Raw genomic sequence first — 16324 nt, forward strand, 5'->3', positions numbered from 1 at the left:
CGAGGAGTAGTTTCAGTGGCAGATACGACCGCACCGTCGCGCAATGAAGCGGATGGAACCGTCTTCGCGGTTCTTCTCGCGGTCAGCTTTTGCCACATGCTCAACGACATCATGCAGTCGCTGCTGTCGTCGCTCTATCCGATGCTGAAGGACGACTTCAACCTGACTTTCGGCCAGATCGGCCTGCTGACGCTGACCTTCCAGGGTACGGCGTCGCTGCTGCAGCCGTTGATCGGCATGTACACCGACAAGAAGCCGCTGCCCTATTCGCTGCCGGTCGGCATGTGTTCGACGCTGTTCGGGCTGCTTACGCTCGCCTTCGCGCACAGCTACGGCTTCCTGCTCCTGGGCGCGGCTCTGATCGGCTTCGGTTCGGCGGTCTTCCATCCTGAATCGTCGCGTGTCGCGCGCATGGCCTCGGGCGGACGGTTCGGCCTGGCGCAGTCCGTGTTCCAGGTCGGCGGCAATTTCGGCACCGCCATTGGCCCGCTGCTGGGCGCCTTCATCGTGGTGCCGAAGGGGCAGGGCAGCGTCGCCTGGTTCTCGCTCGCCGCGCTGCTCGGCATTGTCGTGCTGTGGCAGGTCAGCGGCTGGTATTCGCGCTATACCGCCGCCCGCGCGCGGCGCAGCGTGCCCGCGTTCGTCTCGCCGCTGTCGCGCCGCACCGTTGTGGTGTCGCTGGTCGTGCTGGCTCTGCTGGTGTTCACCAAGAACATCTACACCGCCTCGATGTCGAGCTACTTCACCTTCTACACCATCCACAAATTCGGCGTGTCGGTTCAGGAGGCACAGGTGCTTCTGTTCATCTTCCTCGGCGCCATGGCCGTGGGCACCGTGGCGGGCGGACCTTTCGCCGATCGGTTCGGGCCGAAAGCGGTCATCTGGTTCTCCATCCTGGGCGTGCTGCCGTTCACCTTGGCCTTGCCCTATGCCGACCTGTTCTGGACACGCATCCTGATCGTGCTGATCGGCCTCATCCTGGCCTCGGCCTTCTCGGCCATCGTCGTCTTCGCGCAAGAACTGGTGCCGGGCCGGGTCGGCATGATCGCCGGCATCTTCTTCGGCTTTGCCTTCGGCATGGGCGGTATCGCTGCCGCCGCCCTTGGCGAACTGGCCGATCTCAAGGGCATCGACTTCGTCTATCAGGTCTGCTCCTATCTGCCGCTGCTCGGCCTGCTCACCATATTTTTGCCCAGCATGAAGGCGCTGCGCGCGCCTGCGACAAAGCGCTGAAAACAAGTGACGCAAACCGGCAATCTTCGTCGCAAACAGGGCAAGGATGGTGCCGCGATTTCGCTAGTGATAAGCCTCGCCTGAGACGTCCAGCGGGGCAGAACGATGCGGAAATATTCGGTCTTTGCCATAGCCCGAGAGGCCATGCGCGGCCATAAAGGGTGGGAGGAACAGTGGTCCTCCCCAGAGCCGCGCAGCGAGTACGATGTGATCATCGTCGGCGCCGGCGGCCATGGGCTCGCCACGGCCTATTACCTCGCCAGGGAACACGGCATCACCAATGTCGCGGTCCTGGAAAAGGGCTGGCTCGGCGGCGGCAACACCGGCCGCAACACGACCATCATCCGCTCCAACTATCTCTATGACGAAAGCGCTGGGATCTACGAGCACGCCGTCAAATTGTGGGAAGGCCTGTCGCAGGACCTGAACTACAACGTCATGTACAGCCCGCGCGGCGTCATGATGCTGGCGCATAATGTGCACGACGTGCAGGTGTTCAAGCGCCACATCCATGCCAACCGCCTCAACGGCATCGACAATGAGTGGCTGACGCCGGAAGAGGCGAAGGAATTCTGCCCGCCGCTCAACATTTCGCGCGGCGCGCGCTATCCGGTGGTGGGTGCGGCGCTGCAGCGGCGTGGCGGCACCGCCCGGCATGACGCCGTGGCCTGGGGTTATGCACGCGGCGCTTCGGCGCGGGGCGTGCACATCATCCAGAATTGCGAGGTCACCGGCGTCCGCCGCGACATCAATGGCCGGGTCAGCGGTGTCGAGACCTCGCGCGGCTTCATCGGCGCAAAGAAGGTCGGCGTCGTCGCCGCAGGCCACAGCTCGGTCATCATGAACATGGCCGGCGTGCGCATGCCGCTCGAATCCTATCCGCTGCAGGCGCTGGTGTCGGAGCCGGTCAAGCCGGTGTTCCCTTGCGTCGTGATGTCCAACACCGTGCACGCCTATATCTCCCAGTCCGACAAGGGCGAACTGGTGATCGGCGCGGGCACCGACCAGTACACGTCTTATTCGCAGACCGGGGGCTTGCACATCATCAACCACACGCTCGACGCCATCTGCGAGATGTTCCCGATGTTCACGCGGATGAAGATGCTACGGTCATGGGGCGGCATCGTCGACGTGACGCCCGACCGCTCGCCGATTCTGGCCAAGACGCCGGTGCCGGGGCTCTACGTCAATTGTGGCTGGGGCACGGGCGGCTTCAAGGCGACGCCGGGCTCGGGCAATGTCTTTGCCCACACCATTGCCCGCGACGAGCCGCACCCGATCAACGCGCCGTTCACGCTGGAACGCTTCCGGACCGGCCGGCTGATCGACGAAGCCGCCGCCGCTGCCGTGGCGCATTGAGGGTGCTCTTGACGATGTGCGATCCCACACCCCCACCCCTTACCCCTCCCCACAAGGGGGAGGGGAGCGTCAACGTTGCAGAATTCCCCTCCCCCTTGTGGGGAGGGGTAAGGGGTGGGGGTATCTTCGTGCCATTCTTTGCGGAAAGTCTGTTTCAATGCTTTTGATCCGCTGCCCCTATTGCGAGGAAGAGCGCCCGGAGCTCGAATTCCGTCATGCCGGCGAAGCGCATGTCGTGCGGTCGTCTGATATGGCCGAAATCAGCGACGAGGCGTTCGAGCAGTTCTTCTTCATCCGCTCCAATCCCAAGGGCATCGTCTTCGAGCGCTGGCGGCACCTGCATGGCTGCGCGCGGTTCTTCAACGCCGCGCGCGACACCGTCAGCGACCGGTTTTTGGCGACCTACAAGGCCGGCGAACCAAAGCCGGATGTCTCGAAATTCGCCGCAGATGCCGGCCCGGCAGCCTACGCCAACGTGCCGCCGGCTGAACTCAACGACAGGGAAGGCGGAGCAAAGCAGTGACACAGCCCTTCCGCATCCCCGGCGCGGGACGCCTGACGCCGGCGAAAATCGCGCGCTTCACCTTCGACGGCAAGGCTTATACCGGGCTGGAAGGCGACACGCTGGCCTCGGCTCTTCTGGCCAATGGCGTGCATCTGGTCGGCCGTTCGTTCAAATATCACCGCCCGCGCGGTTTCCTGTCCGCCGGTGCGGAAGAACCCAACGCGCTGGTGGAGATTTCGCGCGACGCCACACGCAGGACCCCGAACGTTCGCGCCACCGTGCAGGAGCTTTATGACGGGCTGGCCGCGCAGTCGCAGAACCGCTGGCCGTCGCTCGGCTTCGATGTCGGCGCCGTCAACAACCTTTTGTCGCCCTTCCTGTCGGCAGGCTTCTACTACAAGACCTTCATGTGGCCGAAGGCCGCCTGGAAGCGGCTCTACGAGCCCAATATCCGTGCGGCGGCCGGTCTCGGCGTGGCCCCCGAAGAGGCGGATCCCGACCATTACGCAGCGCGTTTCGCCCATTGCGACGTGCTTGTGGTGGGTGGCGGCGCGGCGGGCCTCGCGGCGGCGCTGGCGGCGGCCGAAACCGGCGTCCGCGTCATCCTGTGCGACGAGCAGCCCGAATTCGGCGGCGCGCTGCGCTATGAAAGCGGCGCGCGCATCGAAGGGCTGGACGGCTATAGCTGGGCACGGCAGGCGGTCGAAAAGCTTGCTGCCATGGACAATGTCCGGCTGCTCACCCGCACCACGGCCTTCGGCTATTATGCGCAGAATTTCGTCGGGTTGACCGAACGCGTCACCGACCATCTCGCCAGCCCCGGCAAGGCGCCGCGCGAGCGGCTGTGGCAGGTGCGCGCCGCCCGGGTCGTGCTCGCTACCGGCGCTATCGAGCGGCACATGGTGTTTGCCGACAACGACCGCCCCGGCGTGATGCTGGCCTCGGCCGCGCGCGCTTTCCTCAACGAATATGGCGTGGCCGTCGGGCGCACCATAGGCGTCTACACCGCCAACGATTCCGCCTATGCAGCGGCCATCGACCTGAAGAAGGCCGGCGTCGACATCGCTGCCATCGTCGACCTGCGCGACGATCCGTCCGGCCCGCTGGTCGAGCAGGCGCGTTCGCTCGGCATCGAGGTCAATCCCGGCCGCGCGGTTGTCGGCGTCGGCGGGCGGCAGCGCGTCTCCTCGATGATCGTCCAGCCCACGGGCGGCGGCGGCAAACGCACCATCCCCATCGATGCGCTGCTGGTCTCGGCGGGATGGACGCCATCCGTGCATCTGTTTTCGCAATCGCGCGGCAAGGTCGCCTTCGATGCCGGGTCCCAGCGCTTCCTGCCCGGCCTTTATGCGCAGGATTGCCGTTCCGTCGGTGCCTGCAACGGCACGGATGGGCTGGCCGAGACGCTGAATGAGGCGTTCGCGGCGGGCGAGGCGGCGGCGAAAGCCACGCTTGGGGAAACGTCGGCAGGAGGTGGGGGCAATGCCCCCAAAGTCGACGCCTCGGAAGACTGGGCCGGCGGCATGCTGGGCTCGGCTCCAGGCGCGGGCGCGGACACCACCGTCAAGGCCTTTGTCGACTTCCAGAACGACGTCACCGCCAAGGACATCCGCCAGGCCGTGCGCGAGGGCATGCGCTCCATCGAGCATGTCAAGCGCTTCACCACCAATGGCATGGCCACCGACCAGGGCAAGACGTCCAATATGCACGGCCTGGCGATCGCCGCCGAGACCCTGGGCAAGGAGATCCCGGAAGTCGGTCTCACCACTTTCCGGGCGCCCTATACGCCGGTCACCTTCGGCGCGATCGTCAACCATGCCCGGCACGAGCTGTTCGACCCGACGCGACGCACTGCCACGCACGGCTGGGCGGAAGCCCATGGCGCGGTGTTCGAGGATGTCGGCCAGTGGAAGCGCGCCTGGTATTTCCCGCGTCCGGGCGAGGACATGCATGCCGCGGTCAACCGCGAATGCGTTACCGTGCGCCGCTCCGCCGGCCTGTTCGATGCGTCGACGCTGGGCAAGATCGAAGTGGTCGGCCCGGATGCCGCCGCCTTCATGGAACTCATCTACACCAATCCCTGGCAGAAGCTCGAGCCCGGCCGCTGCCGCTACGGCATCATGCTGCGCGAGGACGGGTTCATCTATGACGATGGCGTGGTCGGACGTCTTTCGGACGACCGGTTCCATGTCACCACCACCACGGGCGGTGCGGCGCGGGTGATGAACCACATGGAGGATTATCTCCAGACCGAGTTCCCGCATCTCAATGTCTGGCTCACTTCGATCTCCGAGCAATGGGCGGTGATCGCCGTGCAGGGCCCGAAGAGCCGCGACATTCTTGCGCCGCTGGTCGAGGGCATCGACCTGTCGGACGCGGCCATGCCGCATATGTCGGTGCGCGAGGGCAGCATCTGCGGGGTGCCGACCCGGCTGTTCCGCATGTCGTTTACCGGCGAGCGCGGTTTCGAGGTCAACGTACCGGCCGATTACGGCCAGGCCGTCTGGGAGGCGATCTGGGCGGAGGGCGAAAAACACGGCGCCTGCGCCTATGGCACCGAGGCGATGCATGTGCTGCGCGCCGAAAAGGGCTACATCATCGTCGGGCAGGATACCGACGGCACAGTCACGCCCAACGATGCCGGCCTGGACTGGGCGGTGGGCAAGAAGAAGACCGATTTCGTCGGCATTCGCGGCCTCAAGCGCCCCGACCTCCTGGCTCCGGGCCGCAAGCAACTGGTCGGGCTGAAGACGGTCGACCCCAAGGTGGTGCTGGAGGAGGGCGCACAGATCGTGCAGGATCCCAACCAGCCGATCCCGATGAAGATGATCGGCCACGTCACCTCGTCCTACTGGTCGGAAAATTGCGGCCGGTCCATCGCCATGGCCGTGGTTGCCGGCGGCCATGGCCGTCTTGGCGAGACGCTGCATGTACCGATGCCGGACGGCAGCATCGCGGTGGAAATCGTCAGCGCCGTGTTCTTCGACGAGACGGGAGAGCGCCTGCATGGGTGAGATGACGATGCGTGTCGTCGGCCTTGGGCTGATGGTCGAAACCACCCCGTTACCGGTTTGCTTTGCAAACCACCTCTCCCCCTGCCCGGGGGAGAGGAACCGCGGCCTCTTACGCAGCGGCCTGAAACCAGCTTGGGTTCCTCGCCCCCATGCAATGGGGGAGAGGTGGCGAGCGCAGCGAGCCGGTGAGGGGGTATTTTCCGGCATCGATGCGATGGTTGCTCCGTTCCTTTCGGCAAAGAAATCGTGGAGAGGTCAGGTCTAGATCATGCCGACACAAATCGACGTTTCGAACACCTCGCCCCGGCGCACGAGTTCTGCAAAGCAGAACGTGCCGGCGGATCCTTCCCACAAGGGGCAGGACAAAGCACTGCGCCGCACAGGTCCGCTCGATGGCCGCATCGCCGTCCCGGGCGGGCTGTCGCTGACGGTCCTGCCGCCGGCAAGCCGGCTGTCGCTGCGCGCGCCGGCAGGCTCCGTCGCTGACTTGTCCGCAGCGCTCGGCATGGACCTGCCGCGGTCTCCCAAGACGTCCGCATCCGATGGCAAGGGGCGTTTCGCCCTCTGGCTCGGCCCGGACGAGTGGCTGGTCGTCGACGAGGCAGGCGGCGACCTGGTCGCTGCATGCCGTGCCGTGCAGGCATTGCATTCGGCGGTCGATATCTCCCACCGCAATGTCGGCCTGCTGGTCTCCGGGCAGGGTGCGGCCAACGCCGTCAATGCCGGCTGCCCGCAGGACCTTTCGCTTCAAGCGTTTCCGGTCGGCGCCTGCTCGCGCACCGTCTTGGGCAAGATCGAGATGGTGCTGTACCGCCCTAGCGCAGATTCCTTCCGCATCGAGTGCTGGCGGTCGTTCGCCGATTATGCCCATGCTTTCCTGGCGGAGGCTATCGCCGACGCATCGGCCTAAGCAGTGCTTGAAACCGTGGCGCATCCTGCCAAGATCAGGGTGGACCAACAGGAGCGCAACCGATGCCCGGACCAAAAGAAACCGACTCCAACAAGACCGACGCGCGACCGGTGGACAAGGACGATCTCGAGGAAGAGCTGGAAGAGGGGCTTGAAGACAGCTTTCCCGCCAGCGATCCGGTCTCGGTGACCTTCACGTCCATTCCCGGCGCACCGAAGCCGAAGAAGGACTGAGTTCGCGCATCCTTCAGCATGAAAAAGGGCACGCCGTGGGGCGCGCCCTTTTTTGCATCCTGGGAGGACAGCTTGCGCGGTCGGGATGCGGGAGTTCGGTCTGGGATAAAGGACAGGCTCAGAAGCCGGTCATGATCCAGGGGTTGGTGTCCATGCCCAGGCGCGGCTTCTCCGTCTTGATCGTGTTGTCCTGGCTGATCGATCCCGTCGGTGCGCAATCCAGTTTCTTGCCGTTGTCGATGCAGGTCACCGGGGCGGGCGCGACGGGCTTTGGGGCGGTTTCGGCCGCCGCTGCCGAGCCGGTGGCACCAAGAACAAGGGCAAGAGCCAATGCTGTCTTTCTCATGGAAAGTCTCCGCTGAATTTTTTCCGTACTTGTACGTTACGGCGTACATATACGACGGAGAATGGTGCGCCGCAAGAGATAACTCGTACATGTACGAAAAAATTGCAACGCCGGCCTGAGCCGTCGCTATGTCGAGCGATGAAGGGGTATGGAGGTTTGGCGGTGCGGACCGGTTCAGCCCTTCGGGCTGCTTGCGTCTTCCAGAGGCAAAACATCCATCGTGGCGATGCCGGCAAGGGCGATTTCGCCGATGCGCATGATGTAGTCCTGCGGATTGCCGAACGGGTAGTGCGGGAAATTGATCAGCAGCGAGATGGCGCCATGCCCAACGGTCCAGAGGACAGTCGCTATCGCCTGTACGTCACCCTTGAACCTGCCCGCGGCGATGCAGGCGGCGACGCGCTCGTTGAGAATGATGAGCGCGGGGTTGTTCTTCTCCAGCCGGTCGATCATCTCCGGCTCGTCGCAGTCGGGATGAAGCTTTTCCGTCATGAAGATCGTGCGGTATTCGTTCGGGTTTTCGAGACCGAAGGTGGCGTAGTCGCGCAAGGTCGCACGCAGTGCTTCGACCGGATCTTCGGGCTGGTTCTTGCGCAGCTTTCGCGCCAGGGTCTCGAACGTGTCCTCGGCGAGCGCCATCAGGATGTCGTGCTTGTCGGCGAAATAGGAATAAACCGACATCGGCGCATAGCCCGCCCGCTTGGCGAGGTTGCGGATCGTCAGCCCCTCATAGCCGCTTTCCTGCACCAGCTTGCGCGCCGCGTCGATCAGCTCGGCCCGCGTCTCGGCCTTCTGTCTCTCGCGTTTGCTTCTGGCGCTTGAGGGCGCGCTCTGCCGTGCGGCCTGCGTCATGAGGATTATCTATACGCTGTACGGAAATCCGGCAAGGGATGGGATTGCGCGGCAGGGTCGATCTCCCGATGTTGAGGGAGATTCCGCGCTCAGTTCTGTTGACGTAGTTGTACCTTCGCTGAGTTCTGCTGCCGTAGTTGCAGCTCTCAAGTCACGGAATGGATTCCCGGGTTTCCGCCGTCGCTCCGCTCCGGCTCCACCCGAGAATGACGAAGGCGCGGGTGGCAGACGTCAATCTCAAACGTTAGAGGTTGGCGGAGACGCCTCCACCTTCGTCATTCTCGGGCAAACGAGGCGAAGCCGAGTGCGACCCGGGAATCCATTCCGTGACGCGGACGGAGGCGCCGGCGGACCAGAACAAAGCCAGCGTGGATGAACATTCCGCGCGATCCGCCTAACCCCTTGACCTCATACCGCGCACAAAAACGTGTCCAGCCATTTTGCTCACCTCTCCGGAGCCTGGCGCATAATCCTCTCATGTCATCGCGGGAACCGGTCAGGAGCCGGATATGCGTGAGGGAGGACGGCCGGGTGGTCAGCCGTGGATGTGGAGGTGCTTCTTGCCTGTATGAGACGACGAAAATAGTATACCCCCCTATAGTATATTTGAGGTGCTCGATGTCGCATACGATCAAGGAAAAGTCCCGGCTTCTGGCGCGGGTTCGCCGCATCAAGGGGCAGGTCGAGGCCGTCGAGCGGGCTCTGGAGGCCGAACTCGGCTGTGCCGATGTCCTGCAACTGGTTGCCTCCGTGCGCGGCGCCGTCGGCGGGCTGACGGCGGAACTGATCGAGGATCATATCGCGCACCACGTGCTGGAACCGACCGATGCGGGCGACCGCGCGCGAGGCGGCGCCGAACTCGTCGACGTCATAAGGACCTATCTGAAATGAGCGCCAACACGGCTTCGGCAACCCATAGCCATGTCTTTCTCGGCGAGGACCACGACCGCAACGCCCGCCGCACCTGGCTGGTCATCGCGCTGACCGCGACCATGATGGTCGCCGAGATCGTCGCCGGGTCGATCTACGGTTCGATGGCGCTGATCGCCGATGGCTGGCACATGTCCACCCATGCGGCGGCGATGCTGATCACCGCGCTTGCCTATGCCTTTGCGCGGCGGCAAGCGCTCAATCCGCGCTTCACCTTCGGTACAGGCAAGATCGGCGATCTCGCAGCCTTTGCCAGCGCCATCGTTCTGGCGCTGATCGCCCTTATGATCGGCTGGGAAAGCCTGATGCGCTTCTACGAGCCGGTCTCGATCAGCTTCAACGAAGCGATTGCGGTTGCCGTGCTCGGGCTCGGCGTTAACCTTTTGTCGGCCTGGCTGCTGCGTGACGATCATCATCACCATCATGGCGGGCACGGAGGCCATCATGGCCACGGTCACGATCATGATCATGAGCACGGCCATGGTCACGGTCATCCCCATCACGATCATCCGCATCAGGGGCATCCGCATCAAAGCCATGCATCCAAGGGGCATCGGGACAACAATCTGCGGGCTGCCTATCTGCATGTCGTCGCCGACGCCTTCACCTCGGTGCTGGCTATCGTCGCGCTTCTCGCAGGCAGCCTTTATGGCTGGCAGTGGATGGACCCGGCCATGGGCATTGTCGGCGCGCTAGTCATTGCGCGCTGGTCATGGGGGCTGATCCGTGACACCGCGCGGGTGCTGGTCGACTACATTCCGGAAGAGGAAGACCTGCCGTCCGACATCCGAAAGGTCATCGAGACCGGCGAGGATCGCATCACCGATCTGCATGTCTGGAAGGTCGGGCCGGGCCACAATGCGGCAATCGTTTCGATCCGCTCGGCAAACCCGTTGCCACTGGCACGCTACAAGGAAAAGCTCGCGGCCATCCATGACCTGTCGCATGTCACGGTCGAGGTGCAGCCGGCCTGATGGGGTCGGGTGGCTGTGGCCAGGGTCGGGTGATGGTTCAGCCCGGGGCGGGTGTCAGGAAAGCTGGGCTGCTTTTTCTGGATCGACGAAGCCGAGCGTCTGCCAGCGCGCTGTGAGAGCGGGCTTTTTCGAGCCCTCGATCTCGATGGTGACGTCATGCGTGACCTGCACCCAACCGGACGGGCGCACCTTGAATTCGGACAGCACGAAGCGGGCGCGAATGCGCGAGCCCGTTTTCACGGGGGCGGCGAATTTCAACTGCTCGAAACCCTGGTTGATGCCCATGTCGGAGCCTTCCAGCCGGGGCAGCGTCTCGAACGTCATGGCCGACAGCAGCGACAGTGTCAGGAAGCCATGTGCGATGGTGCCGCCGAAGGGCGCTTCCCGCGCGGCGCGCTCGGGGTCGCAGTGGATGAACTGATGGTCGTCGGTGGCATCGGCGAACAAATCGATCATCTGCTGCGTCACCACGCGCCAGGGCGAGACGCCAACCTCCTTGCCGAGGTAGGCATGCATTTCCTCGATGGTGACGGTCCTGGGACTCATCCGTTCCGATCCAAATGGCGTTGTCGTTCCGACATACAGATTCGCGTTCGGCCTGTCATCGCCGTATCGGTCCGGTGCGGAAAAATGGTCTTCGACTTGCGGAACGCCGCTTATTCGGCAGGTTCGACATTGGTGTAGGCGGCTTCCTCGAGTTCGCGCTTGAGGCGGCTTTCCTCCTCCACCTTCGGCGTGACGAAGCGGCCCAGCAGCAGATAGGCCACCGGCGTCAGGAACAGCGTCGAGGCCGTTGCCAGGCCCAGGCCGCCGACGATGACCCAGCCGAGCGCGATGCGGGCTTCGGCACCCGCGCCGGCTGCCAGCACCAGCGGAACGCCGCCGAGAATCGTGCAGATCATCGTCATCATCACCGGACGCAGGCGGATGTTGGCGGCCTGCTCGATGGCCTCGCGCACGCCCAGCCCCTTGTCGCGGAGCTGGTTGGCGAATTCGACGATCAGGATGCCGTTCTTGGCCATAATGCCGACGAGCAGCACAAGGCCGATCTGGCTGTAGGCGTTGAGCGAGGTGCCGGTCAAAAGCATGGCGAACACGGCACAGGCGAGCCCCAGCGGCACGGTCGCCATGATGATGATGGCGCTGACGAAGCTCTCGAACTGCGCGGCCAGCACCAGAAGGATGATGACGACGGCGAAGCCGAAGATCATCAGCATGCCGCTGCCGGTTTCGCCCAGCGTCGCGGCTTCCGCCAGCGGGACGATGCGCATGCCGGCGGGCAGCTGGTCGGCTGCGATGCGCTGCACTTCAGACCAAGCGGTGCCGAGCGCGAAATCGCTGCGCAGGTTTGAGGTGATCGACACCGAGCGCTGCTGCTGTTCGCGCGACAGGGTCGGCGGCACCGCCACTTCGGTCAGCGTGGCGATGGTCGAGACCGGGACGTAGCGGCCGTCCTGCGTCTTGAGGAAGGTGTTTTCGAGATCGGTCGGATCGTTGATCGGATTGCTGGTGGAAACCAGCTTCACGTCGTAGCTGCGGTCGTCGATGAAGACCGAGCCGATCTGGCGGCCGTCGAGCATGGCCTGGATGGTCACCGCGAGACCGTCAATGTTGATGCCGAGATCGGAGGCGCGCTCGCGGTCGATCTGTATCATCAACTGCGGCTGGGTCGAATCGTTGGACAGGCGGGCGCGCTGGAAGCGCGGGTCCTGCTCCATGGTCGAGACCATGCGGACGGCGGCGGCGTTGAGATCGGCGTAGTTGTTGCCCAGAATGGCGAATTGCAGACCGTTGCCGGCGCCGCGGATGCCCAGGCTGTTGGGCTGCATGACGAAGGCCTGGACGCCGGGAACGCGCGTCGCGAGCTGCTGGATCTCGGCAGATATCTCCTGCTGGGTGCGGGTGCGCTCCGACCACGGGGCGAGCGACAGCACCATGAAGCCGCTGTTGACGTTGCCGCCCATGCCGCCATTGACGAAGGTGCTGGAAATCTCGCCGGACTGGCGCAGCGGCTCGATCAAATCCTCGATGCGGCGCATCTGGGCCGTGGTGTAGTCGAGGCTGACGCCTTGCGGCGCGGTGATCCGCATCAGGACCAAGGAGCGGTCTTCGGTGGGCGTCACCTCCTGGCGGATCAGGCCGAAGGCCGCATAGGCGCTTGCGGCAAGCAGCAGCGAAATCAGCACCACGAGCCAGGGCGCGCTGAGGCAGGCGCTGAGGCAGCGGCGATAAAAGCCGGCGAGGACGCCGCCGACGCCGCCGACGCCGCGGCCGCTGCTTTCATGCTTGATGGAATGAGCGCCCAGCATGCGCGAGGCGAGCATCGGGCAGAGCGACAAAGCGACTATGGAGGACAACAGCACGGCGATGGCGAGAACGAAGCCGAATTCCCGGAACAGCCCGCCGGTCTGGCCGGGCAGGAAAGAGAGCGGGACGAAGACGGCCGCGAGCGTGGCTGTCGTCGCGATGACGGCGAAAAACACCTCCTGCGCGCCGAGCACGGCGGCGGCGCGGGGCCCCATGCCCTCATTGCGGCGGCGGACGATGTTTTCGAGCACGACGATGGCGTCGTCGACCACCAGGCCTGTGGCGAGCACCAGCGCCAGAAGCGTCAGGATGTTGATCGAAAAGCCGACGAGATAGATCGCCGCCAACGTTCCGATCAGCGCCACCGGCATGGCGAGACCGGGGATCAGCGTGGCGCGCCAGTCGCGCAGGAACAGGTAGATGACCAGCAGCACGATGGTGACGGACAGGATCAGCGCGATCTCGACCTCGTGGATGGCGCCTTCGACGAAGACGGCGTCGTCGCTGGTCACCTTGATCGCCATGCCTTCGGGCAAGGTGCCTTGGATTTCGGCGACGGCTTGTTTCACTCCTTCGGAGATGTCGAGGGTGTTGGACTGGGCCTGGCGGATGATGCCGATGCCGATGCCGGTCTTGCCGTCGGAACGCAGGGTGGAGGCCGCGGGGTCGCCGCCGAGCGTGACGCTTGCGACATCGGCCAGGCGCGTCTTGCCGCCGATGATGAGGCTTTCGAAGGCTTCGGGGGTGTTGACGGGAGCTACGGTGCGGACGATCAGGTTCTGGTCGGACGTCTTCAGCGCGCCCGCCGGCGTGTCGAGCGCCATGGTGCCAAGCGCGGTACGTATATCGGCGACCGTCAGGCCGAGGCTGGCGAGCTTCGCCTGGTTGACGTCGATGCGGAAGAGTTTTTCGCGGTCGCCATAGGTCTGGACGTCGGCGACGCCTTCGACCGCTGCCAGGCGGTCGAGGATCTGGTCCTCGACGAAGATGGTCATGTCCTCCACCGGCATGGTGTCGGAGGTCACGGCGATGCGCATGACGGCATCGGCATTGGCGTCGGCCTTGACGATGCGCGGAGCGTCGGCGTCGTCGGGCAGGCTGTTGGTGACGCGGCTGACCGCATCGCGTGTGTCGGACGCGGCGACGTCGAGATCGACGCCGTCATTGAACTCGATGGTGACGCGGCTGCGGCCATAGGACGAGCTCGATGAAATCGACTTCACGCCCGGCACGCGGGCAACGGCGCCTTCCAATTCCGATGTCAGTTCGCGGTCGATGGTCTCGGCGGCGGCACCGTCATAATCGGAGGTAACGGTGATGACGGGACGGTCGACATCGGGCAGTTCGCGGATCTCGATGCCATAGAAGGCTGCGAGGCCGGCGACTGCGATCAAAACGTTGATGACGAAGGCCAGAACAGGCCGGCGAACGAAGAGGGCGGTCAGACCGTTTTCGGGCTTCTCGTCGGCTGATGAACTCATCCGGCCGGCCTCACCGAGCCGCTCGGGACGGCGGGCGGGGCAGGTTCGCCGGCCATCATCACCGCGGCACCTTCGCGCACGGCATAAACGCCTTCGGTCACGACCTTGTCGCCTGCGACGAGAGCCGCTTCGACAAGCACGCTCTCGGTGTTGCGCTGGACGATCTTGACAGGCATGCGCACGGCCTTGCCATCGCGCACGGCCCAGACATAGGCGCCGTCGAGGCTCCACTGAATGGCCAGCGGATCGACGGAGGGATAGTTGTTGCCGGGAAACTTCATCGAGACCTGGAACGACATGCCGGCGCGCAGCGTGTCGTCGTCATTGGGGATCGAGGCCTGTACGCGCAGCGTGCGGCTCGCCTCGTCGATACGGTTGTCCACTGCGCTGACGGTGCCTTCGATGACCTGGCCGGGCGTGGAAATCGGCGAGGCGGACAGGGGATTGCCCACCGCGATCATGGTGGCGAAGCGCTCGGGTACCCAGAAATCGACGGTGATGCGCGAGCGGTCGTCGATCGTGGCGACGGTGGTCTGCGCGGCAACGTAGTTGCCGGCCTCGACCGGCAGGATGCCGACGATTCCGGAGATGGGCGAGACGATCCTGCGCCTGTCGAGCGCCACCTGGGCGTCGCGCGCCGCGAGGGCGGCGTCGCGCACAACCAGTTCGGCATCGCTGACCTGGACCGCCGTCGAGGTGTTGCTGGCCCGCAGCGCTTTCACGCGGTCGAGCTTTGCCTGGGCATCGTCGCGGGCGGCATTGGCGCGTTCGAGGGCGATTTCCTCGACGTCCGAATCGAGCATGGCGATCACAGCACCCGCCTCGACCCTCTGGCCGGGGGCGATGACGATTTCCCTGAGCTGTCCCGATGTGTATGGCGTGACGGCCACCGACTTGTTGGCGCGGCCGCTGCCCACGGCCTGAAGACGGTCATTGATGGTCGACTGTGCGACATCGGCGGTGACGACGCGGGTTTGCGGTGCGCCGCCACGACCGCCCTGCCGGCCTTGTCCCGAAGGTTCAACATTGGCGGAGGCCGGCCCGCCGAGTCCGAGCCAGGCTATCCATTCCCTGCCATTGGGAGCGAAACTCGTCCACAGCGCAGCTGCGGCTGCAACAATCACTATGGCCCAAAGAAGTTGCTTCCAGGCTTTCATCGATACTCCGAGTTGGCGGCGGCTGATGCACCATCCCGAAGTCAAAAGGCCGGGCGGCGCTACTCGTCAGATAGTCTTCCGAAAGGATAGGACCACTTTATGGCAATTCCCCTTCGCGCTTGCACATTAATTTCCTGTAACCCTCACAGGTTCCACGGCGCGCCACTTGTCGCAAACTACCGTAATTCCTCGACTTCCTTGATCCGGCGGGCACCCTCCGGACCGAGCTTGCGTGTCAGCGACCCGATCACGGTTTCGGCAACGACCATCAAAGTGGCCGAAGAATCCCACGCGGACGGAACCGCGGTGCGCCCGGCGATGACGTGACGAGCGAAGCGGGCGATGGGCGAGAGCCACTGATCGGTGAACAGGACGACGGTCGCGCCGCGCTTGTGCGCCTTTTCCGAAAACCGCAGGAGACTGTCCTGATAGCGTCTGATGTCGAGGACGATGAGCACATCGCGCTTGCCGATATCGGCAAGCCGGTCATGCCACAGGCTTTCCTGGCCTTCGAGATGGACGACGCCCGGGCGCAGAATGGACATGTGAGCGGACATGTAACGGGCGACGGGATCGGTGAAGCGGCCGCCGACGAGATAGATCTCGGCGCGAGGCGCTGCGAGCGCTTCGACGATATCGCTTATCTGGCGTTCGGACACATGGCGGAAGGTTTCGCGTATGTTTTCAATCACCGCATCCGCCAAGGGCGGCGAGGCGCTGGCCTGGGCGGGAGTGGCCGTGCGCGACAGCGGCGACTGGAGCTGGGCTGCGAGCTCGTCCTGAAGGGCGGACTGGAATTCGGCGTAGTTCTGAAACCCCAGCCGCGCGACGAAGCGCAGAATCGTGGGCGAACTGATGCCGGCGCTTTGGGAGAATTCGGCAACCGTCTTCAAGCCGATCAGCGGATAATTGGCCACCAGAGTCTGGGCCGCGCGCCGCTCTCCCGCAGGCATCGTATCCAGTCGTTCCGCAACGATTTCGGCAACGCTTGAGTTCATGCCGCTGTTTTTGCTCCGATGTTCG

General features: G+C 64.3%; 14 protein-coding genes. 8 read left to right on the forward strand and 6 right to left on the reverse strand.

The features are described 5' to 3' along the window. Window positions 1-15 precede the first annotated feature (15 nt). From ICI42_RS06890 to ICI42_RS06915, 6 genes are all read left to right on the forward strand, one after another. Window positions 16-1233, forward strand: coding sequence for an MFS transporter (locus ICI42_RS06890; RefSeq protein WP_407945140.1), 1218 nt, complete (start codon window positions 16-18; stop codon window positions 1231-1233). A gap of 105 nt (window positions 1234-1338) precedes the next feature. Then, window positions 1339-2592, forward strand: a complete 1254-nt coding sequence (locus ICI42_RS06895) for a sarcosine oxidase subunit beta (RefSeq protein ID WP_188163826.1) — start codon at window positions 1339-1341, stop codon at window positions 2590-2592. Window positions 2593-2749: 157 nt separating this feature from the next. Further along, the gene (locus ICI42_RS06900; protein WP_188163827.1) at window positions 2750-3115 is read left to right on the forward strand and encodes a sarcosine oxidase subunit delta; all 366 of its coding nucleotides are present in this window, start codon (window positions 2750-2752) and stop codon (window positions 3113-3115) included. Next, a complete protein-coding gene (locus tag ICI42_RS06905) occupies window positions 3112-6111 on the forward strand; it encodes a sarcosine oxidase subunit alpha (protein WP_188163828.1) in 3000 nt (999 codons plus the stop codon). Before ICI42_RS06900 ends, ICI42_RS06905 begins: the two co-directional genes overlap by 4 nt. A 268-nt stretch (window positions 6112-6379) precedes the next feature. Continuing rightward, a complete protein-coding gene (locus ICI42_RS06910) occupies window positions 6380-7021 on the forward strand; it encodes a sarcosine oxidase subunit gamma (protein WP_188163829.1) in 642 nt (213 codons plus the stop codon). Window positions 7022-7083: 62 nt separating this feature from the next. Then, a complete protein-coding gene (locus ICI42_RS06915; protein ID WP_188163830.1) occupies window positions 7084-7254 on the forward strand; it encodes a hypothetical protein in 171 nt (56 codons plus the stop codon). 118 nt (window positions 7255-7372) lie between these two features. On the opposite strand, the gene ICI42_RS06920 is transcribed toward ICI42_RS06915, so the two are convergent. Both ICI42_RS06920 and ICI42_RS06925 read right to left on the reverse strand, forming a co-directional pair. Further along, window positions 7373-7600: a DUF680 domain-containing protein gene (locus ICI42_RS06920; RefSeq protein WP_188163831.1), complete on the reverse strand. Its 228-nt coding sequence runs from the start codon at window positions 7598-7600 to the stop codon at window positions 7373-7375. Between the two features lie 174 nt (window positions 7601-7774). Further along, window positions 7775-8452: a TetR/AcrR family transcriptional regulator gene (locus ICI42_RS06925; RefSeq protein WP_188163832.1), complete on the reverse strand. Its 678-nt coding sequence runs from the start codon at window positions 8450-8452 to the stop codon at window positions 7775-7777. Window positions 8453-9070: 618 nt separating this feature from the next. On the opposite strand from ICI42_RS06925, the gene ICI42_RS06930 reads away from it, so the two are divergent. Beyond that, window positions 9071-9343, forward strand: coding sequence for a metal/formaldehyde-sensitive transcriptional repressor (locus tag ICI42_RS06930; RefSeq protein WP_188163833.1), 273 nt, complete (start codon window positions 9071-9073; stop codon window positions 9341-9343). Next, window positions 9340-10356, forward strand: a complete 1017-nt coding sequence (gene dmeF, locus ICI42_RS06935; RefSeq protein WP_188163834.1) for a CDF family Co(II)/Ni(II) efflux transporter DmeF — start codon at window positions 9340-9342, stop codon at window positions 10354-10356. Before ICI42_RS06930 ends, dmeF begins: the two co-directional genes overlap by 4 nt. 54 nt (window positions 10357-10410) lie before the next feature. Here dmeF and ICI42_RS06940 read toward each other — a convergent pair whose 3' ends face one another. From ICI42_RS06940 to ICI42_RS06955, 4 genes are all read right to left on the reverse strand, one after another. Further along, window positions 10411-10902: a MaoC family dehydratase gene (locus ICI42_RS06940; RefSeq protein ID WP_188163835.1), complete on the reverse strand. Its 492-nt coding sequence runs from the start codon at window positions 10900-10902 to the stop codon at window positions 10411-10413. Between the two features lie 110 nt (window positions 10903-11012). After that, complete coding sequence (locus tag ICI42_RS06945) at window positions 11013-14144, reverse strand: efflux RND transporter permease subunit (RefSeq protein WP_188163836.1); 3132 nt, start codon at window positions 14142-14144, stop codon at window positions 11013-11015. Continuing rightward, window positions 14141-15301: an efflux RND transporter periplasmic adaptor subunit gene (locus tag ICI42_RS06950; protein ID WP_188163837.1), complete on the reverse strand. Its 1161-nt coding sequence runs from the start codon at window positions 15299-15301 to the stop codon at window positions 14141-14143. Before ICI42_RS06950 ends, ICI42_RS06945 begins: the two co-directional genes overlap by 4 nt. A 176-nt stretch (window positions 15302-15477) precedes the next feature. Next, window positions 15478-16299 carry a MurR/RpiR family transcriptional regulator gene (locus tag ICI42_RS06955; protein WP_188163838.1) on the reverse strand — a complete coding sequence of 274 codons (822 nt, stop codon included), beginning with the start codon at window positions 16297-16299 and terminating at the stop codon, window positions 15478-15480. Between the last annotated feature and the right edge of the window lie 25 nt (window positions 16300-16324).

Origin of the sequence: Oryzicola mucosus (assembly GCF_014534685.1) — a bacterium.
Lineage (GTDB): Bacteria > Pseudomonadota > Alphaproteobacteria > Rhizobiales > Rhizobiaceae > Oryzicola > Oryzicola mucosus.